A 22699-nucleotide genomic window follows, 5' to 3' on the forward strand; every position below is an offset into this window, starting at 1 on the left:
CACTTGACCGGCGCTTGAGCAGGGGCCATGGGCCCCTTTTTTGATAGACGAAAGACTGATGGACATGACTCTCAATACGCATCCGCTGGCCAGTGCCACCTCCTGGCTGTTTGTACCGGCCAGCCGCCCCGAGCGCATCGCCAAGGCGCTGGCCAGTGGGGCCGATGCGGTGATCGTGGACCTGGAAGATGCGGTGGCGCCGCAGGACAAGGAGGGTGCCCGCGCCGCCTTGCTGGGCGCCTTTGGCCAGCTTCAAGCGGCCGAGCGCGCCCGGGTGCTGGTGCGCATCAATGCCCATGGCACGCCCTGGTTTGACGGCGATCTGCAGGCGCTGGCCCAGCTGGTCGCACAGGGCGGCGCCGGCGTGGTGCTGCCCAAGGCCGAGACGGCCGAAGCGATGGCACTGCTGCTGCCGGCGCTGGGCACGCAAGGGGTGCTGGTGCCGATCATCGAATCGGTGGCGGGCCTGCATGCCATAGATGCAATGGCGCGCGCGCCGCGTGTGCTGCGCCTGGCCTTTGGCCACTTGGATTTTCAGGTCGATGCCGGCATGGCCTGTGCCGAGGACGAGAGCGAGCTGCTGCCGGTGCGCCTGGCCGTGGTGCTGGCGGCGCGCCGCGCCCAACTGCCGGCGCCCATCGATGGCGTGACGGTCAACACCCAGGATTCGGCTGTGGTGCAGGCCGATGCGGCGCGGGCGCTGCGCGGCGGCTTTGGCGGCAAGCTCAGCATCCACCCGATGCAGGTGGCCCCTATCAATGCGGCCTTTGCGCCGACGGATGCGCAGCTGCAGCGCGCCCAGCAGGTGCTGGCGGCGGCAGAGGCGGCGCAGGGCGGGGTCTGCGTGGTCGATGGCCGCATGGTCGACGCGCCGGTGATTGCACTGGCCCACAAAACCTTGCAGCGCCACCAGCAGGCCCAGCGGCGCCTGCAAAGCGACGCGTAAAAGTGGCTTGCTCGGGTAGCCGAGCAGGACACTTTCTGACACAGCTCTGCGCAATCTCGTCTATATACTCGCTCCACTACCGCGCCGCAGCAGCGGCGCACCCCATTAGGAGAGCGACATGTTCAAACTCAAACACGCGATTGCCTGGGCCGCCGTGGCCCTTACCGGGATGGCCCATGCCTACGTGCCGCAGGGTGGCACCTGGATCGTCTCCGATGAAGTCAACGGCCGCCCCGGCCGGGGTTTTGCCATCGATGTGCAAAACGATGTGCTGGTGATGCAGGTCTATGCCTATGAAAGCAGCGGCCAGCCCACGTTCTATATGGCTACCGGCCGCCTGGATGACAACAGCGAGCTGACCACCCGATTGGGCCGCTACGAGGGTGGCCGTTTCCTGGGCAGTGGCGACCGCAGCGGTGTCGAGCGCGGCAGCCCGGGCAATGTGCGCATCCGCTTTGTCAGCGGCACCCTGGGCTATATCACCTTGCCGGGCGAGGGCGAGAAGGAAATCAAGCGCTACCAGTTTGGCTATGACAACTCGCCCGCTTCGCTGCTGGGTCTGTGGAGCCTGGTCTATGGCGACAGCAACGGCAACATCGAAACCGAGACCATGCAGCTGACCCGCATCACCGGCGGATCGTCCTTTGGCAGCGGCATGACGGTGTCTTACGACGGCCTGTTTGCCTGCGAGCAGATCATCCGTGGCGTCGATGCCGGCAAGACCCAGTGTGTGAAGATGCGCAGCGGCACATCAAGCGAAACGGTGCGGGGCTTCTGGTTCAACTTCAGCGTCAACCAGGCGGAGGGTGACTGGAGCAACACCCGTGGCTCGGGCACTGGCGCCCTTTATGCCAACCGTCTGATGCAGAACTCGGGCCGCATCACCGGCCTGCTGCGCAAGGTGACACCGGATACCGGCAGCGAGCAGAACAGCAATGACGATGCACTGCGCGCCGCACTGGAAGCCCAGGCCAGCGCGCGCCAAAGCCGCTGATCTGCGTTCACTGCCCCATGAAAAATGCCCTGGCTTGCCAGGGCATTGTTGTTGGGGCCGGAGCCTTTTATTCGATGCGGGCGCCGGTCGCTTTGACCACTGCAGCCCAGCGCTCCATCTCACGGTCGATATGGGCACCCAGCGCCTCGGGGGTGGAGCCCACCGGCTCATAGCCGCTGGCGGCCAGCTGCGATTGCAGCGAGGGGTTTTGCAGCGCGGTCGCAATCTCGCGGCTGAGCTTGCCGGTGATGTCGGCCGGGGTGCCTGCTGGCGCGATCACCGCATACCAGCCATTGATGTCGAAACCTGGAAAGCCCTGCTCCTGCACGGTGGGGATCTCGGGCGCCAGCGCGGAGCGCTTGGCGCTGGTGACGGCCAGCGCATGGAGCTTGCCGCTGCGCACATGCGGGATCGACGTCGAGATGCTGTCAAAGGTCAGGTCGATATCGCTGGCCAGCATCGCGTTGACGACACCGGCACTGCCCTTGTAGGGCACATGGGTCATCTTGACGCCGGCGGTGCTGGCAAACAGCGCGCCGGCGAGGTGGCCGGTATTGCCATTGCCGGCCGAGCCATAGGTGAGCTTTTCAGGCGCTGCCTGCGCGGCCTTGACCAGCTCGCCAATGTTCTTGGCCTGCAGCTTGCTGCTGCCCACGACGATCATCGGCAGGTTGGCCACCAGCGAGACCGGTGCAAAGTCCTTGCGGGTGTCGTAGGGCAGCTTGGGGTAGAGGCTGTCGTTGATCGCATGCGCGGCCAGCACCATCAGCACGGTGTAGCCGTCGGGCTTGGCCCGCGCCACATACTGCGAGGCCAGGGTGCCGCCTGCGCCGGGCTTGTACTCGAGCACCACCGGCTGGCCCAGCTGCTGCTGCAACTGCAAGGCCAGCGGCCGGCCCAGCAGATCGGCACTGCCCCCGGGCGGGTAGGGGATGACCAGCTGGATCGGCTTGCTGGGCCAGGGTGCCGCATGGGCCACGCCGGCCAGCAGGCTGCTTGCGGCAACGGCCAGGCCCGTGAGCAGGCCGGCCAGCTGCCTGCGCCGGGTGGATGAGGGGGGGCGATGGATCATGTCATGTCTCCTGGTCCTGTTCGTGGGTGGGCGCCGGGGGGCGCTCAGGCCGTTGATGGGGAGGTGGGGTGGGTCTGGCGCGCGTACAGCGTGCGCAGCTCGCGCTTGAGCACCTTGCCGATCTCGCTGCGGGGCAGTTGCGCATGGATGACCAGGTCAGCCACGCGCTGGGTCTTGCCCACGCGGCTGTTGAGCCACTGCTGCAGGTCAGCCGGCTGGGGGGTGCTGCCGGGCTGGGGCACCACATAGGCAACGGGGCTCTCGCCCCAGGCGTCCGAGGGCACGCCGATCACTGCGCATTCGCGCACCTCGGGGTGCTGCAGCAGCACGGCCTCGATATCGCTGGGGTAGACGTTGAAGCCGCCGGTGATGATCATGTCCTTCTTGCGGTCGCCCAGCACGATGAAGCCATCGGCATCCATCTGGCCCACATCGCCGCTGCGGATAAAGCGCTCGCCGCTGGGGCTGATCCACTCGGCCTCGCGGGTCTTGTCGGGCTGGCGGTGGTAGCCCGTCATCATGCCGGCCGAGCGGCCGACGATCTCGCCCTGCGCGCCCTTGGGCAGCTCCTTGCCCTCTTCGTCGATAAAGCGCAGATCGGCGTCAGGCCCGGCGCGGCCGACGGTGTGCAGCTTGTCGGGGAACTGGTGGCAGTGCAGCTCGCAGCGCACGCCTCCTTCGGTCATACCGTAGTACTCGATCAGGCGGCCGGGCCAGCGGCGCAGCACCTCGGCCTTGAGCGCGGTCTTGAACGGCGCACTGGTGCAGAACTTGTTCTGCAGCCGCGTCAGATCGGTCTGGTCAAAGGCCGAGCAGTCCAGCAGGCGCTGGTACTGCACGGGCACCAGCATCGTGTGGGTGGCGCGCTCTGCCTGGGCCAACTGCAGGTACTGGGCCGCGTCGAACTTGCGCATCATCACCAGGGTGCCGCCCAGGGCCAACGTGGGCAGGACTGCCACCAACGTGGTGTTGGAGTACAGCGGCGTCGCGCACAGCGATACCGCATCGGTGCCGTAGCCATTGGTGACGGCGCGGTTCACATGCGACCAGCGCATGCCCCAGCTTTGCACAATGCCCTTGGGTACACCGGTGGTGCCCGACGAGTAGATCAGGTTGAAAGGCCACTGCGGCGTGGGCTGCACCGGCTGGGGCGCCTGGCTGGCGGGCACCTGGGCCAGCCAAGTGCTCCAGGGCGTGCCCGCCTGCGCGTCGTCGTCCAGCGCGATGCAGGGACGCTCTGCGGTGCTGGCCAGCGGCCACTGGGCGGCGACCTCGGCATCGCGCAGCAGCAGCTTGGCCTCGGAGTTGTCCAGCATGGCGCTCAGGTGCTCGGCGGTGGCCGAGGGCGCCAGCGGTGCGACCACGACACCGGCTTGCAGCGCGCCCAGGTAGGCCAGCACATAGGGCACCGAGGTGCTGGCGCAGATGGCCACCACATCACCGGCCTGCAGGCCTTGCTGCTGCAGCGCGCAGGCCACCTGGCGCATGCCCTGCGCGAGCTGGGTGTAGTTCAGGCGCGTGTCACCCAGCACCAGCGCGGTGTGGTCGGGGCGTTCCTGGGCCTGGGCCAGGACCAGGGCGGGGATGGAGCCAAAGGGCTGGGCGAGTTGGAAGGAGGAAGTGTCAGACATACCAGGGATGCAAACGAAAGGAATCAGTCGAGAGACAGGTTGGCGGCGCGGACGATCTCGGCCCAGCGCTTGCGCTCCTGCGCGATGAAGGCGTCGTGCTCGGCCGCCGTCTCGCCGCCGGGCACACCACCCAGCTCGGCAAAGGTGCGGCGGATGTCGGCGCCTTGCAGCGCCTCATGGGCCACCTGCTGCAGGCGGTTGACGATGGCATCGGGCGTGCCGGCCGGCGCGAGCAGATCGAACCAGGCGGTCACATCCATCGGCACACCGGCCTCGCGCATCGTCGGCACATCAGCCAGCTGGGCCGAGCGCTCGCGGCTGGTGATGGCCAGTGCCCGGAACTTGCCCGACTGGATGTGCGGCATCGAGCTGGGCAGGTTGTCGATCATGAAATCGACCTGCTGGCCCAGCAAGGCCGTGACGGCGGGCGCCGCGCCGCTGTGGGGCACCAGGGTCACATCCAGTCCGCTTTGCTGGCGGAACAGCTCGGTGGACATGTGCGGCGACTGGCCCACGCCTGAGGTCGCAGCGGTCAGTGGCTTTTGCTTGCCCAGCGCCACGAGCTGCTGCACGTTCTGGATGGGGGAGCTGGCATGCACGACCAGGATGTTGGGCACCGAGATCACATTGGTGATGCCGCGCAGGTCATGAGGGCCGTAGGCCAGCTTCTTGTAGAGGCTGAAATTGATCGCCACCGGGCCGATGTTGCCCATCAGCAAGGTGTAGCCATCGGGCTTGGCACGCGCCACATAGGCGGTGCCGATGCCACCGCCGCCGCCGGCCTTGTTTTCGACGATGACGCTGGTCTTGAGCGACTGGCCCATCTTCTGCGCCAGCAGGCGCGCTGCGATGTCGGTGGTGCCGCCGGCAGCGGCGGGCACGACGATGGTGATGGGGCGGGCCGGCCAGTCGGCCGCCCAGGCCAGCAGCGGGGAAAGCAGCAGGGCCGCAAGGGCGCGGCGGCGCGCAAAGCGCATGGTGTTGTCTCCGTATTTTTAGTTAGGAGTTCACCATAGGCAGTCGCGCTGGCAGGCGTGATGGGGTTTGCCTGCACCCGGGCGCATTGGGCCTTCGCCGTTGCGAAAGCCATGCTTTGCGTGCGCGGAAGCAGGGCGCAAAAAAGCGGCCACGAGGGCCGCTGACAAAGCGTGGAATCGCGCTGGCTTTATGGGTACAGACCGCGTGCTTCGCGTGCGTGCAGAATGCGGCGGCAGGCGATGATGAAGGTGGCGGTACGCAGCGAGACCCGGTTCTCCTGCGCCACTTGCCAGACGGCGGCAAAGGCGTCCTGCATGATGCGCACCAGGCGGGCGTTGATCTCGTCCTCGCTCCAGAAGAAGCTGGAGAAATCCTGCACCCATTCGAAGTAGCTCACCGTCACGCCGCCGGCGTTGGCGATCACGTCGGGCAGCACCAGCACACCCTTGTCATGCAGGATGTCATCGGCTTCGGTGGTGGTCGGGCCGTTGGCGCCCTCGATCACCATCTTCGCCTTGATCTTGCCGGCGTTCTTGGCATTGATCTGGCCTTCCAGCGCAGCGGGGATCAGGATGTCGCAGTCGACAGCCCAGAAGTCCTCGTTGGCCATCTTGTCGGCGCCCTTGAAGCCGCCCACACCGCCGGTGTTGGCGACATGGTCGAGCACAGCGGGCACATCGAGGCCCTTGGCATTGAAGATGGTGCCGGTGTGGTCTTGCACCGCCACGACGAGGGCACCGGCTTCGGCAAACAGCTTGCCTGCCGTGCCGCCCACGTTACCAAAACCTTGCACGGCCACCTTGGCGCCTTGCAACGCCAGGCCCGACAGCTTGGCAGCCTCGACGCCCACGGTGAAAACGCCGCGGCCGGTGGCCTCGACACGGCCCAGCGAACCGCCCAGATCGATGGGCTTGCCGGTGACCACACCGGTGGAGGTGGCGCCGGTGTTCATCGAGTAGGTGTCCATCATCCAGGCCATGATCTGGCCGTTGGTGTTCACGTCGGGCGCAGGGATGTCCTTGGAGGGGCCAATGAACAGACCGATTTCGCTGGTGTAGCGGCGGGTCAGGCGCTCGAGCTCACCCTTGGACAGGGTCTTGGGGTCGACGCGGATACCACCCTTGGCGCCACCGTAGGGCACGTTCACGGCGGCATTCTTGATCGACATCCAGGCCGACAGGGCCATCACTTCGGACAGGGTCACATCCTGGTGGAAGCGCACGCCGCCCTTGCCGGGGCCGCGGCTCAGGTTGTGCTGCACGCGGTAGCCTTCAAAGTGGGCGATCGTGCCGTTGTCCATCTCGATGGGCACATCCACAATCAGCGCGCGCTTGGGGCGCTTGAGCGTCTCGACCCAGCGGGCCAGCGAGCCGAGGTAAGGCGTGACGCGGTCGACCTGCTGCAGGTAGTTGCCCCAGGGGCCCAGGTGCTTGGCGTCGAGGTAGGAAGGCAGCGCGTGTTGCGTTGCGGCGGGAGTGCTGTTGGACGTCATACGATCCATGCGGTTGAAAAGGTCTGCACAGCTTAAATCCGCTCTATAGCCTTTGTCCAAGGCCGGATGATTGGGATGGAATGCTTTTTTTGCATAACCTGGGCCTGGTGCTGCTTACATGTTGCGTATTACTGCGGCGACAGGGGCAGGTACGGCGGTCCGTTACGCTATGCCGATTGGACTTCTTACTCTTTTGGACCTGATCGCCATGCCCTCTGCCGACACCGCCGCACCATTCCAACCCGCAGCCCTGGCCCAGGCGCTGCAGACGGCCACGTCCGCTGGCACTGCCATCGACGCAGCTGCCTGGCCTGCGAGCCTGGCGCCTGCCGACATCATCGCCGTGCACCGGGAGCGCGCCCAGCGCTGGGGCGACAGCGCCCAGGCGCCGCAGTACTGGAAATCCGGCGGCCCCAGCCGCAGCCAGCCGCTGGGCCATGCGCCGCTGCCTCCGCAAGGGGTGCATGGCGGCGGCGCCGATCTTGGCAATACCCCGTTCTTTCTGCGCGGCGTGGAGGCCGAGATTGCGCTGCGGCTGGGCCGGCCGGTCGATGCGGCCCAGGCTGCAGCGCTTGATGAGGCCAGCGCCGCCGAGCTGGTCGATGCGATGGCGCTGAGCATCGAGATCGTTGATTCGCGCTGGCAGCAGCAGCTGCAGGCGCCGGCCGCCCTCAAGGCTGCCGATCTGCTCTGCCATGGCGCGCTGGTGCTGGGGCCCTGGCTGCCGTACCGCCCGGTCGATGGCCGCACGCAGCGCTGCACGGTGCAGATCGGTGCGCAGCCTGCCCAGGCTTTTGAGAACAGCTATGGCCTGCTGGACCCCGCCTGGCTGCTGCCGCAGTGGCTGCGCCATGCGACCGCACACTTTGGCAGCCTGCGCGCCGGCACCGTGGTGACGACCGGCAGCTGGTGCGGCCTGCTGCAGGCCGCGCCCGGCGATGCAGTGCGGGTGCAGTTTGACGGTATGGGCGAGCTGCGGGTGCAGCTGTAATCCGTACGCCAGGCCAAGCCAGGCCAGGCCAGGCCAGGCCAGAAAGCAGAACGCACACCGTTCGCCATGGGCGAGGGTGTGCGTTGCACAGCAGGTGGCCGGCCGGTGCCAGCGCTATCAGTTCTGGGCAATGGCCGACGGGTGCTGGGCCAGCGGCGTGACCGAGATCTTCATGTACGGGAACAGCGGCAGTGCCTGCAGCAGGCCATGGAGTTCGTCGTTCGATTCCACATCGAACACGCTGTAGTTCGCATACTCGCCCGCCACGCGCCAGATGTGCTTCCAGCGGCCATCGCGCTGCAGGTCTTGCGAGTAGGCCTTCTCGCGGGCCTTGATCTCTTGGGCCTGCTCTGCGGGCAGGTCATGGGGAATGTTCACATCCATGCGAACCAGGTACAGCATTGTTTTCTCCTTGGCGGCGCTGAGCGGGCCTGCCCCAGGGCCGGCTGCCGAGCGCCAGTGATCGATCGGTAGTTGTGGCCTCTGAGGTCGGCAACGGGGGCTGAACGCAAGGCCAGCGCGCATTGTCCGCCCAGCTGGATGCCAACAGGGTCTCGTCGGCTAATTGTTGCCTGGGAAACTTTTTCGGGCGCCAGGCGCTACGGGCTGCGGGGCTCCGGCGCGGGGGCAAAGCTCATGAACAGGCCATAGATGCCCAGTTGTGCCGCAATCTGGGGCAGAAAGCTGAACAGCATGTACAGGGGCAGGGTGACGAGCAGGCTGCATTGCTGGGCCAGCCACGCGAGCGAGGCCGCCTGCAGCGGGATGCTGACGACCAGCATCAGCATGCCGGTCATCGTGGCCGCCACCTTGTGCAGCACCGGGATCGGGAAGATATACAGCACCAGCGCATGCACGGCCGGCAGCAGCCAGAGCATCGCCAGGCCCATGTCCAGGATGTTGTCGGCCAGCAGACGGTTGACGTCGCTGACGGCCAGCGCGGGCAGAAATTCGTACGAGAGCACACCCACGATGCCCAGCAGTGCGACGATGCGCAGGCCGTAGATCAGCGGCAGGCGTTCACGCGAGAGCGCGAAGGACAGCGCCATCAGCCCCAGCGACAGCAGCGCGCCGCCCCACCACTGCCACAGGCTGGGCGGCGGCACATAGAACTGCGTGCGCACCACGTCCACGGGCACACCCAGCAGTGAGGTGGTTTTGACCTCGACCCCATCGCTGCTGCCCAGGCCCAGATGCGGCCAGGCCCAGCCCAGCACATCGGCCCAGCGGTGCATCAGCAGCGGCGCCGCCCACCACAGCACCAGCCAGAACGCCGTCAGCAGTACCAGCAGCTGCGCGCTGTGCTGCCAGGTCCAGATGTAGCTTCTGAGCCCCCGGTGCTGGCGGGTCATGCGCAACGACATGGTCTGGCCTCTAGAAGTCGAAGAACACCGCAGCGCTGATGCCCTTGCGGTTGTAGTAAGGGTTGCGGTAGAACTGGCCGCCCACCAGGTAGCCCCAGTCCCTGCCCAGCCACTGGCGCCACTGCAGGCTCAGCTCGGTCGACTGGAAGCCCACCTGGTTGCCGGCGCCATTGGCGATGGCGCCGGTGGGCAGGTAGCCCTCCTTGCCGTGGTCGATGCGGGCGGTGAAGTAGTGCTGCTTTTCGCGGCCCATGGTGAGCGCCGCAAAACCCCGGAAGCCTTCGACCGAGCCGGGGTTGGACTTGTTGTAGACCACGCCGCCTTCACCGACCCAGTCCTGGGCCGAGTAGTAGGCCACCGACGCGGTGATGCCCGTGTCGCGGTGGATGCCGTCGCGGCTGGCCGACTTCATCAGCGCCAGCCCGGTCACCCACTGCTGGCTCTCGGTCCACTTGCGGTAAATGGCGATGTCGCCCCGGTACTTGTTCTGGAAGTCGGCCGAGCCGGAGCTGGCGCCCACCGACACATACCACCAGGGGGTGAGGGTGTGCGTCAGCGACAGCGCGCCCACGGTGCCGCGCTGGTCGAAATGGCGTTGGCTGGACAGGTCCCAGTTCAACGTGGTGCCGGGCCGCAGCCCGACATAGCCACGCACGAACTGCTCGTTCCAGTTGCTGTTGCCCCCGGTCAGGCTCGAAAAGCCCATACCGGCATCGACGCGGCCACGGCGGCCGGGTTCGAAATCAGCCGCTGGCGCATCAGCGGGCAGTGCATCCGCAGGCGGTGCCACGGGCGTGCTGGCCGTCGCTGCGGCGGGCGTGGCATCGGCGGTTTGCGCCACAGCCAGGGCAGGTGCCAGCAAGGCGGCGCTCAGCGCCAGCGTAGGGGGGAGGGTGCGTATGTTCATGGTGTTCTTGTGGAGTGTTCAGACAGAGGCGTGCTGCAGATGGCGGCCAATCGCGGCAGCAATCTGTGCACCGCTGCTGCCATCGCCAAAGGGGTTGTCGACGGTGGTGGGCGGCAGGCCGGGGAGCTGGCCGGTGGCCAGCACATGGCTGGCTGCCTGCAGAATGCGCTCGGCCTCGGTGCCCACCAGCAGGCCGGCGCCGCAGGCGATGACTTCGGGGCGCTCGGTCACTTCGCGCATCACCAGCAGCGGCTTGTGCAGCGACAGGCCCTCTTCCTGGATGCCGCCCGAGTCGGTCAGCAGCAGCTGGGCCGCGTCCATGATCTCGACCATCGGCGCGTAATCGAGCGGAGCGGTCAGGCGCCAGCGGCGCTGCACATCGGCAGGGCAGGCCGCATGGGCGCCGCGCACCACCTGCTGCACCAGCGGGTTCAGGTGCACCGGCCAGATCACTGCCGCATCGGGGTGCTGCTCGAGCAGGCGGGCCACCGATTGGGCAATCTCCACCATCGGTTCGCCCCAGTTCTCGCGCCGGTGCGCAGTCACCAGCACCAGCTGGCGCAGCCCACTGTCAATGAACCACTGGTAGTCGGGGTTGGCCACCGGCTGGCCGGCAGCGCGCTGCGTGCGCACATGGCGGGCTGCCAGCAGCACGGCGTCCACGACGGTATTGCCGACCACCGAGATCTCGCCCGGCACGTTTTCCTTCTCCAGGTTCTCACGGGCCTGGCCGGTGGGCGCAAAGTGCCATTGGCTGACGCGGCCGATCAGGCTGCGGTTGATCTCTTCGGGAAAGGGCTCGGCAATGCGGCCCGAGCGCAGCCCGGCCTCCACATGGCCGACGGGGATCTGCAGGTAGGCGGCCGCCAGTGCGCCCATCGCGGCGCTGCTGGTGTCGCCATGCACCAGCGCCACCGCCGGCTGGAGGCTGGCCAGCGTGCTGCCGATCGCGGACATCAGCTCGCTCGACAGCGCCGGCAAGCTGGCGACCTCGCGCTTGAGGCGGATCACCTGCTCGGGCGCGATGCCAAAGAACGCGTAGAGCGGCCAAGCCATCTCTTCGTGCTGGCCGGTGTGCAGCACATGGGTGGGGATGCCGCGCTGGCGCAGTGCCAGCACCACCGGTGCCATCTTGATGATCTCGGGCCGGGTGCCCATGATGGCCACGACGGAGGAGGGGGAGGAGGGGGGCGAGGAAGTCATGGTTGGCGGCGCAGTTCGAGACGAAGTTCTTGGCCGCCTTGCGCACGCACCAGCCAGCCGTCGTCGGTGGCTTGCACCTGGGCCTGGCCTGCTTGTACTTGCACGGCAGCATATTTTTTCCTGGGCAGTGTCCAGGCCATGCCGGCCAGGGACTGGGGGTGGCGGGCACTGAGCACATCGGCGTTACCCTGGGCCTGCAGGGACCACTCTACCTGGTCGCGGCGGCTGAGGAAGTCGGCGGCCTCCGTCATCGAGATGAACTGGCACTGCGCGCGGTCCACGCAGGCCTGCATGCTGTCGATATAGGCCTTGACGGCGGGCAGGTAGCCGACCGCGCCAATCGGGTGAAAGTAGCTCAGGCGGATGCTGCGGGTCTGCTCGATGAAACGCGCCACCTGCTGCAGCCATGCGCCAAATTCCTCGGCCGGCATCTTCTGGAACGAGGCCTCTTCCGCCGACGCCACCTGGCCATAGGTCAGCACCGGGAAGGCCCAGGACTGGTGGATCTGGCGCGTGCCCAGCCACTGCCGCGTGGGTGGCATGCCGACGTTGGCCACCGTGTAGAAGGCCTGCACGCCATGCTCGGCCATCCAGTCGTAGGTCCACAGCGGTGTGTTGCCATTGGGGGCCGAGTATTCCTTGGGCTGCTGGCCATGGTTGGCCTTGGTGACGGCGGCATTGTTCAGGTCCAGCAGCGGCATGAAGTCATCGCTGTTGCTGTCCGATGCCCCGTCGCCGAAATAGTTGTGGATCCAGCCGCCATGGTTGCCGATGGTATGGCCCTGGCTGAGCAGCTTCTGGATCATCTGCTGGGCGTCTTCGTTGTAGTCCAGGTCCATGCCCAGGCCGTCGCCCGGCTTGTTCACATCGGGGCCGGCGGTGAAATGCATCGACTGGTGGCCGTGGTCGAAAATGCCGGCCTCCTGCAGCTCGTGCAGGTAGCCGATGGCCTTGCCGTCGTCGTTGTGCCAGTTCAGCACCAGAGCGCCCTTGCCGTCCGGCGCGCTGAGCAGCGCGGGCTGCTGCACCACCTGGTGGGCAAAGTAGGCCAGAAAGCCATGCAGAAAGATGCCGTCGGTGCGTTCGAGCAGGTAGGTCAGCGGCAGGTTGATGAACATCGCCTGGCCCTTGCCCCAGCGGTTGACGCTGGCCACGACATCGCCGTTGCTCGATTGCAGCAGCACCTGCAGGCCGCTGGGACGGTCGGTTTTCAGCACGGTAAAGCGCTGCGAATCCTTGGTGTAGCCCGCGATGAAGCTGGGGAAGGCCGGTTCCTGCTGCGCCAGCTCGGCGGGGTCGATGGCGGTGAGCTTGGCGGCGGCCTTGGCATCGAGGTAGCGCCCGGGCGGTATGCCCAGCAGCTCCATCGTCGCTGGCGCCCCACGGATCTCTTCATAGTCCGACAGCTGGTCCTTGAAGGTGTCGTAATCGCCATAGCGCAGGCCCAGCATCTGCGACAGGCGTGAGCTGCCCTTGTTGTAGTAGCCCCGCTCATCGAGCAAGCCGCCATCCTGCACGACCATGGCCTGGCCACCGGCATGCACGACGTCAATCAGGGTCTGCACAGCGGCGTCCGAGATATTGCGATGGAAGGTATCGGGCAGGATCACCGACTGCTGCGCCGCGGGCGCGCCGTAGTGGATGCCACGCATCCATTCGCTGATGGCCAGCGGCCTCAGCAGCACGCCGCGCTCGCGCGCGGCCTGGCGCCAGATGGCGACCTCTGGCGCATCGGGGGCCATGCGGTCGGGGATCAACAGGCTGATGGTGGCGTAATGCTGGCTGGCCCGAAGGCTGCGCGACTGGTGCCAGGCGATGGCGGCGAGCACGCACAGCACGAGCGCAGAGGCAGCCAGCCATTTTTTCCAGCGCAAGAGCTTGTTCATGGTTCAGCCTCAGCGGTTGGCCGCCGCAGCAGGGGCAAAGGGGCACTGCGTACCGATGCCGGTGTGCGCCAGCGAGGGGTCGATCATCGCATCCAGCACGGTCCAGCCCAGCGCAGCGGGGAAGGGGCGCAGCGATGCGCGCCAGCAGGCCGCCTGGATCGGGGCGGTCTGGCGCATCTTCCAGGCCACCAGACCCCAGGCATAGTGGTCTTCGCTGCGCGAGAGCCAGGCGTTGCCGTGCTGGGCCAGCCATTGGGCGGTGGCGCGGTCCGATTCGGCGCGCGAGATCAGGCCGGTCTGCCACAGGTAGGCACTGGCCAGGGTATGGGGGTAAAAGCGGGGGCGGTCGTACTCGGGCAAGGCGGGTTTCCATTCGCTGCCGCTGCGAAAGCGCTGGTGGATGGCGGCCGCCAGCCGCTTGGATCCGGGGCCGGCCTGCGCGCCTTCGCTCACCCGCAGTGCTTCATAGACCTCGATGTTGTCCATCAGGTAGTACAGCTCGGTGTCGAGCAAGGCCCTGTAGAGCTGGTTCTTGGGGTTGCGCAGACGTGCGAGCAGCTGCTGGCTGCGCGCGATGGCTTGCTCGGCAGCCGGCTGCTGGCTGGGCAGCAGCCATTTTTTCTGCTGTGCCAGGTGCAGCATCTCGATCGTCGTGGCGGCCATGGAATCATCGGCATCGGCACCCATGCAACTGCGCCAGGCCTTGTCCGCTGCAGGGCAAAAGCGGTCAAAGCCGCCGTCCTGGCGCTGGCGCGGCAACAGCCAGGCCAGCCACTGCTGCAGCTCGGCCTGCAGTGGCGCATCCGCCTGCAGCGCGATCGTGAAGCCCTTGTTGACGAAATACGGGTCCACCACCTGGCCGCCCACGGTCGTGTAATAGGCGCCATCGCCGGTGGCAAAGGCGGCCAGCCCCGGCGGCTCGGCCGGCTGGGCCGCGCCTGCGAGCTGCCAGGCCATCGCGGCAGAGGCGATCCAGAGATTGCGTGTTTTCATAGCACCACCTGTCCGGAACGTACCGCCGCAATACTGCCATAAACCCGCACACTGGCGTTGAGCGCAATGGTCCAGGCCGAGACACTGCTGGGACAGTCCTTGTCACCGACCTGGCTGTCAGGCCCCAGGTGCAGGCGTTTGCCCGCGCACAGCGGACCTTCGACATAGTTGTTGCCCTTGGTCTGCAGATCGCCATTGACGAAAACGGCACCTTGCACGCAGGCACTCTTGGCGAGGACGGCATTGCCATGCACCTTGACGTGGCCGATGACAACGGACATCTCCTCCATCAGCAGGTTGCCGGTGACCACCAAGCCGCCCCGCACGATGGTGCCAACGGGAATGCGCAAGTCACCTTCATGGCGCCGCTGCTGCGTCGTCAGCGGCATGCCGATGCCCAGCTCGGGCAGCGGAAACTGCAGCGAGCGCTTGAGCGGCCAGGTAAACACGCATTCGGCTGCGAGGCGCAGAAAGCGCGCACCGGGGGACAGCACGATATGGCGTTCGGCACTGGTCAGGCGCGCCAGCTGCGCCGGCCCCAGACAGTGGATGCTTTTGGCATGCAACACGCGCTGCACGACGCTGTTGGCCTGCAGCTCGACGATATCGCTGGAGACGAGGGTGCGCAGCTCGGAGCGAAAGCCGATCACCACCGGCAGTGCGGTCCGGGCCATGAGGCGGCTCTGGCCTCGGGGGACCATCAGGCGCCCCTGGTCATCCCGTTGCCATTGCGCTACGCGCGGCATGGCTTCGAGCAGGTCGAGCTGCTCGGCCATGCGGTGGGCGGCGTAGTCGGTTCGGCCGTCGTCCAGCGGGTCGATCTCCAGCGCATCGGCATCGCTGCGCGAGTACAGCTCTCGCAGCGCCGGCAACAGCGGCAGAAGGAAGACCAGGACGGTCGCGATCAGCCACATGCTGCCAAACAGCAAGGGGTTGGCGGGGGCGGTCATACACGGGCTTCAGGCAGGGCGGGGGTGACCGGGACAGTGGCTGGCGCAGCGGGTGGCTGGCGGTAGCGCACGGTCTTGTCCCATTTGAACTGGCGCTTGAACAGCTTGTCGAGCAGCAGCCCGTCGATCGTGGCCTTCGAGACCGCCACCATGCTGACGACAAAGCCGGTCAGCAGCAGCGGCAGCAGGCGCAGGCGGCGCTGGTGGCCATCGAGGTGCACGGCCGCAGCCACTTCAAAGAAGGCCGCGAAGTTGCCGACGCAGGCAAAACCGGTGGCGATCAGCAGCATCAGCAGCGCAATGTTCACATTCGCACCGATGCCATAGCCCGTCACGGTCAGCACCAGCGCCAGCATCCAGCCCACCAGCAGGATGGGGGACATCAGGAACACGCCCAGCAGTGCCACGCCATCGACCCGCTCCATCCAGCGCAGGCCCTTGCGGGTCAGCATCTCGGTGCCCAGCTTGGTCATGACCTGGTTGTGGCCCTTGGCCCAGCGGCTGATCTGGCGAAAACGCACGGCCCAGCTCTCAGGGACTTCTTCATAGCATTCGGCATAGCCCAGGTAAGCGGTTTGCCAGCCCTTGAGCAGCAGGCGGTAGGTCAGGTCGGTGTCCTCGGCCAGCACCTCCGGTGTCCAGCCGCCCACGTCCTGCAGCGCGCTCAGGCGAATGCCGCCGACCGTGCCGCCGTATTGGGCCACGGCGCCCAGGTTGAAGCGGGCCTGCTGGTCCACCTGGTAGCCGCCGGAGCGCTCCAGATCCAACAGGCGGGTGAGCAGGTTCACACCGGCGTTCTGCGGCACCACGCGGCCCATGACGGCACCGACTTCAGGGTCGAGAAAGGGGGCCACCAGCTGCTTGATGATCTTCTTGCCGGGCAGGTAGTCGGCGTCGAACACGACGATCAGCTCGGACTGGCCCCGGGCCTGGACGATCGCCGTGGCATCGGCCAGTGCAGCGGCCTTGCCGGGCGGGCCTTCCTGGCGGTGAAACAGCTGCAGGCGGCCTGGGTGGCGGTCGGCATAGCCGTCGATGATCTGGCGTGTGCCATCGGTCGAACGGTCATTGACCGGCATGATGGTCAGGCGGTCGCGCGGATAGTCCACATCCAGCAATGCCTCGATGCAGCCGGAGATGACGGCCTCTTCGTTGTGCGCTGCGATAAATACCGTGATGTGCGGCCAATGGGCATGCTCGATGCCGGCATACAGCGGGCGCTGCCGCGCAAACAGGCGGTTGAGCGTGAACGCATAGTGGCGGAAGGTGTAGAGCGCTTCGAGCAATACCACCAGCAGCAGCGCTGCCAGGCACAGACCCAGGCCCCAGGTGGCCCAGCTGGCTTGGTAAGGCCTCAACGGCTGCGCATGGGCCCAAACAGGAAAAAGGCCCAGAAACGCTGCGCAGAGGGCAGGTGCCTGAAGGAGGGGGGCGGAGCGCTTGGGCATGGTGATTGATAGAAAAAAATTCTTACGACTTGCGATTCGATTATATCAATCGACAAAACAGTATGAATAGTGTTTCAACAAGTATCCGAGTAAAAAGTAAGTATTTATTAACGCCAAAGGAGATAACTATCAACGCTCTGCCGGATCTTCGCCCTGTTGCAGTTACAAATTGATGCTTGATTTGGAAGTGTTTTTTAACGATTTGACACGGCGGATGATGCGCTGCAGCATCGGATTCTGTGACTGGGTGATGCGCTCAGCAGTGGCAAGAAGCGCACACCGATAGAAAAAATGCGCAGCCATGGAGGCAGGCGCGCCCCATGCAGGCGGGCGGGGCCGGGACCACAGAAGCGGGCGGGGGAAGGAGGGTCAGCGCGTAACGGGACAGCGCCCGCGCGTGGGCGGGCGCGTGGCGCTGGCTAAGAGAGGTGGGAGGCGGGGATAGAAGCGCCGCGCAGCGGCGGCGCGGCGCTCGGCAGGCGCTGCGGGTGACCAGACCGCCCGGGCCAGGCCTGGCGCGCCTGCGAAATGGCTCAGTGCTGTCCGAAGCGGGCCATATAGGCCTGAGGCTCACCGGTCTTGAAGGCGTTGGCAAACTCCTGCACGCTGTCGCCGATCGCCTGGTCGATCGATTGCTGCTCCCAGGCACGCAGCATGCGCTTTTGCTGGCGCAGGGCCTGCGGGCCGTAGCTGGCCAGCTTGTTGGCCATGTGTTCCACTTCGCCGTCCAGCCGCGCGGGCGGCACCACCTGGTCGAGCAGCCCCCACTGGAGTGCCTGCGCGGCATCGATGTTGTCGCCGGTCAGCAGCAGCCACTGCGTGCGGGCTGCGCCAATCAGCCGGGGCAGCAGCGCGGCATGGATCACCGAGGGGATGCCCACCTGGACCTCGGGCATGCCGCATTGCACGCGGTTGCTGGCAATGCGGATATCGCAGGCACAGGCCAGCTCCAGCCCGCCACCCAGGGTCCAGCCCGGCAGGCGCGCAATCACCGGTGTGGGGAACTGGCGCGCCCCTTCGCAGACGCGGCGCAGCCGGGTGATGAAGGCGGCGGCATTGTCAGGCGTGAGCGCCCGCATCTCCTTGATATCCGCACCTGCGACAAAGGCCTTGTCGCCTGTGCCGCGCAGCACCAGCACGCGGATGCGGCTGTCCTGCGCCAAGGTATCGAATGCTTGGGCCAGGTCATCCAGCACCGGTGACGACAGGATGTTGAGGCTGCCAGCATTGCGGAAAGTCAGGGTCGCCACGCCGTTGTCTTGCACGCTGGCGTGGGCATGGTGCAGGTCGGTCAAAAGCATGCAGCCATTGTGAAGATGCATCGCCAGCGGGCCGGTCCCCATCGAGACAAAACGCCAATCAGCCACGTGAAACAGCCATGCAGCGCTATGATTTTAAAAGAGAATTTACATATTGAAACTATTACATGTACACATCACATGTAATGGCTGTTATCGTGGCCCCATGGACCAAAAAACATCTGCCCACTACCAGCGCTTGCACCGCCAACGGCTGCGGGAGCAAGGGTTGGTGAAGAAAGAAGTCTGGGTACTTCCAGAGTACAGCGCGGTCCTGCATCTGCTCGAAAAGCAGATGCGCCAGCCGCAGGCGCAACCGGGTTCATGGACCATCCACCAACAGGAGGGGAGTATGGAAAGCAGCAAGCACCACTACCGCAGCATTCATGCACTGGCCGAAGAGTTGGGTGCATCGGCGCTGGCCCGGGAGGGCAAGTTGCAGATTGAGCTACTGGAAGGGGCCGAGACCAGCGTGCTGGTCACCTTGTCCGATTTTGGCGACCTGCCGGTGCATGTGGCGCTGTCGGGCGAGCAGCTGGTGGTCGAGGCCTTTCTGTGGCCCGCCAACCAGGTGCGCGATGGCGCGGGCCTCAATGCCCAAATCCTGCGGCTGCAAAAGCTGTTCCCGTTCACAACGATGGCGCTGGAGCCGCTGGCGCGGGGCGGCGAGGGCTATGTGATGTTTGCCGCGATGCGCGCCAACAGCAGCACGGACGACATCCTCGCCGAGATACTGATCCTGGCCGACAGCGTGATCCAGGCCACCGAGGCGCTGGCCCCCTATCTGACCTTGGCGCAGGTCTGAGCGCAGCCCGTCCCCGACCCCACAGTACAAGGAGAGCATCATGACCGTATGGAACAAGCTGGTGACTGCGCTGCGCGGCGCCGCGCACGAGGCGGGTGAAGCCGTCACTGACAGCCAGGCGCTGCGCATCCTGGACCAGGAGATCCGCGATGCCGACAACGACCTGAACAGCTCCAAGGAAGCGCTGGCCGAGATCATGGCCAAGCAAAAGCTGTCTGCTGGCAAGCTGCAGACCACCCAGGCGAAGATTGCCGAATACGAAGGCTATGCGCTCAAGGCGCTGGAAACCCAGGACGAGGCCCTGGCGCTAGAGGTTGCCGGCAAGGTGGCGCTGCTCGAAACCCAGCGCGATGAGGAAGAGGCCCAGCTGGGCGCCTTCACCCAGAGCGTGGAGCAGCTGCGCACGGCGATCCAGACGGCGCAATCCAACATCAAGCGCCTCAAGCAGCAGGCGGACACCGTCAAGGCCACCGAGAGCGTGCAACGCGCCCAGGCGACGGTGGCGGGCCGCTACACCGGCTCGCAGTCGCGGGTGCAGACGGCGCTTGATTCGCTCGAACGCATCAAGCAAAAGCAGGCCGAGCGCGGCGCCCGCATGGAGAGCGCGGCCGAGCTGGCGCAAAGCAGCAGCGAGGACGCGCTCGACGCCAAGCTGCGCGCCGCAGGCATCACCGCCACCGCCGGCAATGCGCAGTCGGTGCTCGAGCGCCTCAAGGCGCAACGCGCCGGCTCCAAGGAAGGTTGATACCGCCCGGGGCCATGGCTGGCCCGACCAGACACACAACAAGTGAGGAGCCGGCGCTGCGGCCGCTACCGCACACCTAGAAGAGGGACCGCCATGTCGACATTTCTGCACTATGCGCTGGGCTTTCCAACCTTCATCTTCGGCGCATTGCTGCTGTGCATGCTGCTGTACTGGCTGATCGCCCTGGTCGGCCTGGTGGAGACCGATTCGCTGGACCAATGGCTGCTGTTTGACGGCAGCGACCATGCCCATGGCGTGGAGCATTCGGTCAGCGCGCTGGCCGGCCTGCTGCTCAAGGTGGGACTGGGCGGCATTCCGGCCACCGTGATCCTGACGGTGTTGCTGCTGCTGTCCTGGCTGGCCTCTTATGTGCTGTGCCACCTGGTGCCCATGCCCGAGGGCTGGGCGCTGCTCAACCTGCTTATCGGCAGCGCGCTGGCAGTGGCTGCGTTGGTGCTGGGCTTTGCCGCCACCGTGGTGGTGCTGCGGCCGCTGCGCGGCCTGGTGGCGCGCATTGCGCCGCCCGAGACCCCCCAGGTGCTGCTGGGCCGCACGGGCCTGGTGCGCAGCGGGGTGGTCAACGCCACGCAAGGCTATGGCAGCGTCGATGACGGCGGGGGCGGGCTCAATGTGCAGATGCGCTCGCCAGAGCGCGACCTGCCGCGCGGCACCGAGATCGTGCTGATCGAGCACTTGCCCGAGCACAACGCCTGGCGCGTGGTCAGCAAGGCTGAGTTCGACGGCAGCGAGATACCGGGCCTGCTGCCACCGGTTTGATGGGAGCGGCTCGCCCGCGCCAGCGCGGCGGCCCGCATTCGCAATTTTTCAAAGACTGATATTGATAGGGAGATCCGCATGAATTGGGGAAATATGGAGTGGTACATCGTTGCCGGGGTGCTGATCGGCTCGGTCTTCATCGTCATCCTGGGCCTGTTTGCACTGGTCAAGGCCTTCTACATCAAGGTGCCCCAGGGCACGGCCTTGATCATCAACGACACCACGTCGCAGCCCAAGGTGAAGTTCACCGGCGGCATGGTGCTGCCGGTGATCCACAAGAAGGAGTTCATGCGCATCTCGCTGATCACCTTGGAGATTGACCGCCGGGGCAAGGAAGGCCTGATCTGCCGCGACAACATGCGCGCCGATATCACCGTCGCGTTCTACCTGCGCGTCAACGAGACCGCTGCCGACGTGCTCAAGGTGGCCAAGGCCATCGGCGTGGACCGCGCCTCGGAAAAGGGTGCCGTCAACGAGCTGTTCAATGCCAAGTTCTCCGAGGCCTTGAAGACCGTGGGCAAGCAGATCGACTTTGTGAAGCTGTTCGAGAACCGCCAGGATTTCCGCGACCAGATCATCCATGTGATCGGCAACGACCTCAACGGCTATGTGCTCGAAGACGTGGCCATCGACTACCTGGAGCAGACCTCCAAGGCCTCGCTGGACCCGAACAACATCCTGGACGCCGAAGGTATCCGCAAGATCACCGAGCTGACGGCCAACCAGAACATCGTCACCAACGAGCTCGAGCGCAATGCCGAGCTGGCCGTGACCAAGAAGAACGTCGAGACCAAGGAAGCGATGCTGGCGCTGGAGCGCCAGCAGGCCGATGCCGAAGCGCGCCAGAAGCGCGAGATCGCGACTATCCAGGCGCGCGAACAGGCCGAGACCCAGAAGGTGCAGGAAGAGGAGCGCCTCAAGGCCGAGCAGGCCCGCATCCAGACGCAGGAGCAGCTCGACATCCGCGAAGAAAACCGCCAGCGTGAAGTGGCGGTGGCGCAGCAGAACCGCGAGCGTGCGGTGGTCATCGAGATCGAAAAGGTCACCCGCGCCAAGGACCTGGAAGTGGTCTCGCGCCAGCGCGAGGTGGAGCTGCAGCGCATCGAGAAGGAAAAGGCCATCGAAGTCGAGAAGGCCAACATCGCCAACGTCATCCGCGAGCGTGTGGTGGTCGAAAAGGGCGTGGCCCAGGAAGAGGAACGCATCAAGGAAGTGCGCGTCGTGTCCGAAGCCGAGCGCATGAAGCAGGTCACCGTGCTGACCGCCCAGGCCCAGGCCGAAGAGGACCTGGTGCGCCAGGTCAAGAAGGCCGAGGCCGATGAAACCGCGTCGCGCCACAAGGCCGTCGAGGTGACCACCCTGGCACAGGCCGAGCTGGAGGCCGCCGGCAAGACGGCCGAAGCCAAGAAGAAGATGGCCGAGGCCATCGAGGTCGAGCGCGCAGCGCCCGGCCTGGCCGATGCCAAGGTGCGTGAAGTGACGGCCGCAGCGATCGAGCGCGAAGGCCTGGTGCAGGCCAAGATCATTGCGGAAAAGCTCATTGCCCAGGCCAAGGGCGAAGAGGAAAAGGGTCTGGCCGAAGTGCGCGTGATCGAGGCCCAGGCCGATGCCAACGAGAAGCTGGGCCTGGCCGATGCCAAGGTGCTCGAAGAGCGCCTGATGGCGCAGGCCCGTGGTGAAGCCCAGGTGGGCAACACCAAGGCCGTGGTGACCCGCGATGTCGGCCAGTCCGAAGCCGATGTGCTGCGCGACAAGCTGTTCGCCGAGGCCAAGGGCCTGACCGAGAAGTTCGGCGCGCTGGCCTCGCTGTCCGACCAGGCCCGCTCGCACGAAGAGTTCCGCATGCAGCTGGAGAAGAACTTCGAGCAGGCGCTGGCCGCCATCGAGGCGAACAAGACGGTGGCGCAGGAGCAGGCCGAGGTGCTGTCGGCCGCGCTGTCCAAGGCCAATATCGACATCGTCGGCGGCGGTGGCGACTTCTTCAACAACTTTGCCAAGGCGCTGTCGGTCGGCAAGGCGGTCGAGGGTGTCTCGGCCAAGAGCCCCATCGTGCAGGAGCTGCTGCAGAAGTTCATTGGCGGCAAGGGCCTGCCCAGCGATGCGCTGAGCAACCTGCTGGGCGGTGGCCAGGACAAGAAGAGCCTGCCCCCTTCGGCGGCCGAGTCCTGAACCCTGACCAGGCCAAGCCGGGCCGGGCCATGCCGGGCCAGGCGCCCTGC

20 protein-coding genes are annotated in these 22699 nt (G+C 66.0%); 7 read left to right on the plus strand and 13 right to left on the minus strand.

The annotated features are described in order from the left end of the window. Positions 1-64: 64 nt before the first annotated feature. Positions 65-946: an HpcH/HpaI aldolase/citrate lyase family protein gene (locus AB7A72_RS16630; RefSeq protein ID WP_369460618.1), complete on the plus strand. Its 882-nt coding sequence runs from the start codon at positions 65-67 to the stop codon at positions 944-946. A 118-nt stretch (positions 947-1064) separates the two neighbouring features. After that, positions 1065-1940 carry a hypothetical protein gene (locus tag AB7A72_RS16635; protein WP_312414298.1) on the plus strand — a complete coding sequence of 292 codons (876 nt, stop codon included), beginning with the start codon at positions 1065-1067 and terminating at the stop codon, positions 1938-1940. A gap of 67 nt (positions 1941-2007) precedes the next feature. Here AB7A72_RS16635 and AB7A72_RS16640 read toward each other — a convergent pair whose 3' ends face one another. The 4 genes from AB7A72_RS16640 to AB7A72_RS16655 form a co-directional block, all read right to left on the minus strand. Further along, complete coding sequence (locus tag AB7A72_RS16640) at positions 2008-3012, minus strand: tripartite tricarboxylate transporter substrate binding protein (protein ID WP_369460619.1); 1005 nt, start codon at positions 3010-3012, stop codon at positions 2008-2010. Positions 3013-3056: 44 nt separating this feature from the next. Next, a complete protein-coding gene (locus AB7A72_RS16645; protein WP_369460620.1) occupies positions 3057-4643 on the minus strand; it encodes a class I adenylate-forming enzyme family protein in 1587 nt (528 codons plus the stop codon). 23 nt (positions 4644-4666) lie between these two features. Beyond that, on the minus strand, positions 4667-5620 hold the full coding sequence (locus tag AB7A72_RS16650; protein ID WP_312462507.1) for a Bug family tripartite tricarboxylate transporter substrate binding protein: 954 nt from the start codon (positions 5618-5620) through the stop codon (positions 4667-4669). A 188-nt stretch (positions 5621-5808) separates the two neighbouring features. Continuing rightward, positions 5809-7113, minus strand: coding sequence for a Glu/Leu/Phe/Val family dehydrogenase (locus tag AB7A72_RS16655; RefSeq protein ID WP_239812810.1), 1305 nt, complete (start codon positions 7111-7113; stop codon positions 5809-5811). A gap of 208 nt (positions 7114-7321) precedes the next feature. On the opposite strand from AB7A72_RS16655, the gene AB7A72_RS16660 reads away from it, so the two are divergent. Then, positions 7322-8104 carry a fumarylacetoacetate hydrolase family protein gene (locus tag AB7A72_RS16660; RefSeq protein ID WP_369460621.1) on the plus strand — a complete coding sequence of 261 codons (783 nt, stop codon included), beginning with the start codon at positions 7322-7324 and terminating at the stop codon, positions 8102-8104. A gap of 117 nt (positions 8105-8221) precedes the next feature. Here AB7A72_RS16660 and catC read toward each other — a convergent pair whose 3' ends face one another. From catC to AB7A72_RS16705, 9 genes are all read right to left on the minus strand, one after another. After that, the gene (catC, locus tag AB7A72_RS16665; RefSeq protein ID WP_312414285.1) at positions 8222-8506 is read right to left on the minus strand and encodes a muconolactone Delta-isomerase; all 285 of its coding nucleotides are present in this window, start codon (positions 8504-8506) and stop codon (positions 8222-8224) included. A 197-nt stretch (positions 8507-8703) separates the two neighbouring features. Beyond that, positions 8704-9468 carry a hypothetical protein gene (locus AB7A72_RS16670; protein WP_369460622.1) on the minus strand — a complete coding sequence of 255 codons (765 nt, stop codon included), beginning with the start codon at positions 9466-9468 and terminating at the stop codon, positions 8704-8706. A 10-nt stretch (positions 9469-9478) separates the two neighbouring features. Further along, entirely contained in the window at positions 9479-10375 is an 897-nt protein-coding gene (locus AB7A72_RS16675; RefSeq protein WP_239810127.1) for a YaiO family outer membrane beta-barrel protein, read from the minus strand. Between the two features lie 18 nt (positions 10376-10393). Further along, complete coding sequence (gene wecB, locus AB7A72_RS16680; RefSeq protein ID WP_369460623.1) at positions 10394-11578, minus strand: non-hydrolyzing UDP-N-acetylglucosamine 2-epimerase; 1185 nt, start codon at positions 11576-11578, stop codon at positions 10394-10396. After that, a complete protein-coding gene (locus AB7A72_RS16685) occupies positions 11575-13464 on the minus strand; it encodes a polysaccharide deacetylase family protein (RefSeq protein WP_369460624.1) in 1890 nt (629 codons plus the stop codon). The genes wecB and AB7A72_RS16685 overlap by 4 nt, the downstream gene beginning before the upstream one ends. A 9-nt stretch (positions 13465-13473) precedes the next feature. Continuing rightward, positions 13474-14457, minus strand: a complete 984-nt coding sequence (locus tag AB7A72_RS16690; RefSeq protein ID WP_312462515.1) for a prenyltransferase/squalene oxidase repeat-containing protein — start codon at positions 14455-14457, stop codon at positions 13474-13476. Further along, positions 14454-15407: a bactofilin family protein gene (locus AB7A72_RS16695; RefSeq protein WP_312462517.1), complete on the minus strand. Its 954-nt coding sequence runs from the start codon at positions 15405-15407 to the stop codon at positions 14454-14456. The genes AB7A72_RS16690 and AB7A72_RS16695 overlap by 4 nt, the downstream gene beginning before the upstream one ends. Continuing rightward, on the minus strand, positions 15404-16765 hold the full coding sequence (locus tag AB7A72_RS16700; RefSeq protein WP_312526187.1) for a glycosyltransferase family 2 protein: 1362 nt from the start codon (positions 16763-16765) through the stop codon (positions 15404-15406). Before AB7A72_RS16700 ends, AB7A72_RS16695 begins: the two co-directional genes overlap by 4 nt. A 623-nt stretch (positions 16766-17388) precedes the next feature. Next, on the minus strand, positions 17389-18156 hold the full coding sequence (locus tag AB7A72_RS16705; RefSeq protein WP_369460625.1) for an enoyl-CoA hydratase: 768 nt from the start codon (positions 18154-18156) through the stop codon (positions 17389-17391). A gap of 349 nt (positions 18157-18505) precedes the next feature. Here AB7A72_RS16705 and AB7A72_RS16710 point away from each other — a divergent pair, with 349 nt between their 5' ends. The 4 genes from AB7A72_RS16710 to AB7A72_RS16725 all read left to right on the plus strand — a co-directional run bounded on the left by AB7A72_RS16710 (position 18506) and on the right by AB7A72_RS16725 (position 22649). Then, positions 18506-18958 (plus strand): YjfI family protein, encoded by a 453-nt coding sequence (locus AB7A72_RS16710; RefSeq protein WP_369460626.1) that lies wholly within the window; start codon positions 18506-18508, stop codon positions 18956-18958. Between the two features lie 40 nt (positions 18959-18998). Next, positions 18999-19703 carry a PspA/IM30 family protein gene (locus AB7A72_RS16715; protein ID WP_239810135.1) on the plus strand — a complete coding sequence of 235 codons (705 nt, stop codon included), beginning with the start codon at positions 18999-19001 and terminating at the stop codon, positions 19701-19703. 93 nt (positions 19704-19796) lie between these two features. Then, positions 19797-20480: a ubiquinone biosynthesis protein UbiH gene (locus tag AB7A72_RS16720; protein WP_312414259.1), complete on the plus strand. Its 684-nt coding sequence runs from the start codon at positions 19797-19799 to the stop codon at positions 20478-20480. A gap of 78 nt (positions 20481-20558) precedes the next feature. Further along, positions 20559-22649 carry a flotillin family protein gene (locus AB7A72_RS16725; RefSeq protein ID WP_312414256.1) on the plus strand — a complete coding sequence of 697 codons (2091 nt, stop codon included), beginning with the start codon at positions 20559-20561 and terminating at the stop codon, positions 22647-22649. Positions 22650-22699: the final 50 nt, after the last annotated feature.

Source organism: Comamonas sediminis (assembly GCF_041107495.1).
GTDB classification, from domain to species: domain Bacteria; phylum Pseudomonadota; class Gammaproteobacteria; order Burkholderiales; family Burkholderiaceae_C; genus Comamonas; species Comamonas sediminis.

What these genes read in the sequence shown, in the direction of transcription:
- AB7A72_RS16630 (WP_369460618.1), top strand. Translation starts at nt 65, where the DNA reads ATGACTCTCAATACGCATCCGCTGGCCAGTGCCACCTCCTGGCTGTTT.
- AB7A72_RS16635 (WP_312414298.1), top strand. Translation starts at nt 1,065, where the DNA reads ATGTTCAAACTCAAACACGCGATTGCCTGGGCCGCCGTGGCCCTTACC.
- AB7A72_RS16640 (WP_369460619.1), bottom strand. Translation starts at nt 3,012, where the DNA reads ATGATCCATCGCCCCCCCTCATCCACCCGGCGCAGGCAGCTGGCCGGC.
- AB7A72_RS16645 (WP_369460620.1), bottom strand. Translation starts at nt 4,643, where the DNA reads ATGTCTGACACTTCCTCCTTCCAACTCGCCCAGCCCTTTGGCTCCATC.
- AB7A72_RS16650 (WP_312462507.1), bottom strand. Translation starts at nt 5,620, where the DNA reads ATGCGCTTTGCGCGCCGCCGCGCCCTTGCGGCCCTGCTGCTTTCCCCG.
- AB7A72_RS16655 (WP_239812810.1), bottom strand. Translation starts at nt 7,113, where the DNA reads ATGACGTCCAACAGCACTCCCGCCGCAACGCAACACGCGCTGCCTTCC.
- AB7A72_RS16660 (WP_369460621.1), top strand. Translation starts at nt 7,322, where the DNA reads ATGCCCTCTGCCGACACCGCCGCACCATTCCAACCCGCAGCCCTGGCC.
- catC (WP_312414285.1), bottom strand. Translation starts at nt 8,506, where the DNA reads ATGCTGTACCTGGTTCGCATGGATGTGAACATTCCCCATGACCTGCCC.
- AB7A72_RS16670 (WP_369460622.1), bottom strand. Translation starts at nt 9,468, where the DNA reads ATGTCGTTGCGCATGACCCGCCAGCACCGGGGGCTCAGAAGCTACATC.
- AB7A72_RS16675 (WP_239810127.1), bottom strand. Translation starts at nt 10,375, where the DNA reads ATGAACATACGCACCCTCCCCCCTACGCTGGCGCTGAGCGCCGCCTTG.
- wecB (WP_369460623.1), bottom strand. Translation starts at nt 11,578, where the DNA reads ATGACTTCCTCGCCCCCCTCCTCCCCCTCCTCCGTCGTGGCCATCATG.
- AB7A72_RS16685 (WP_369460624.1), bottom strand. Translation starts at nt 13,464, where the DNA reads ATGAACAAGCTCTTGCGCTGGAAAAAATGGCTGGCTGCCTCTGCGCTC.
- AB7A72_RS16690 (WP_312462515.1), bottom strand. Translation starts at nt 14,457, where the DNA reads ATGAAAACACGCAATCTCTGGATCGCCTCTGCCGCGATGGCCTGGCAG.
- AB7A72_RS16695 (WP_312462517.1), bottom strand. Translation starts at nt 15,407, where the DNA reads ATGACCGCCCCCGCCAACCCCTTGCTGTTTGGCAGCATGTGGCTGATC.
- AB7A72_RS16705 (WP_369460625.1), bottom strand. Translation starts at nt 18,156, where the DNA reads ATGCTTTTGACCGACCTGCACCATGCCCACGCCAGCGTGCAAGACAAC.
- AB7A72_RS16710 (WP_369460626.1), top strand. Translation starts at nt 18,506, where the DNA reads ATGGAAAGCAGCAAGCACCACTACCGCAGCATTCATGCACTGGCCGAA.
- AB7A72_RS16715 (WP_239810135.1), top strand. Translation starts at nt 18,999, where the DNA reads ATGACCGTATGGAACAAGCTGGTGACTGCGCTGCGCGGCGCCGCGCAC.
- AB7A72_RS16720 (WP_312414259.1), top strand. Translation starts at nt 19,797, where the DNA reads ATGTCGACATTTCTGCACTATGCGCTGGGCTTTCCAACCTTCATCTTC.
- AB7A72_RS16725 (WP_312414256.1), top strand. Translation starts at nt 20,559, where the DNA reads ATGAATTGGGGAAATATGGAGTGGTACATCGTTGCCGGGGTGCTGATC.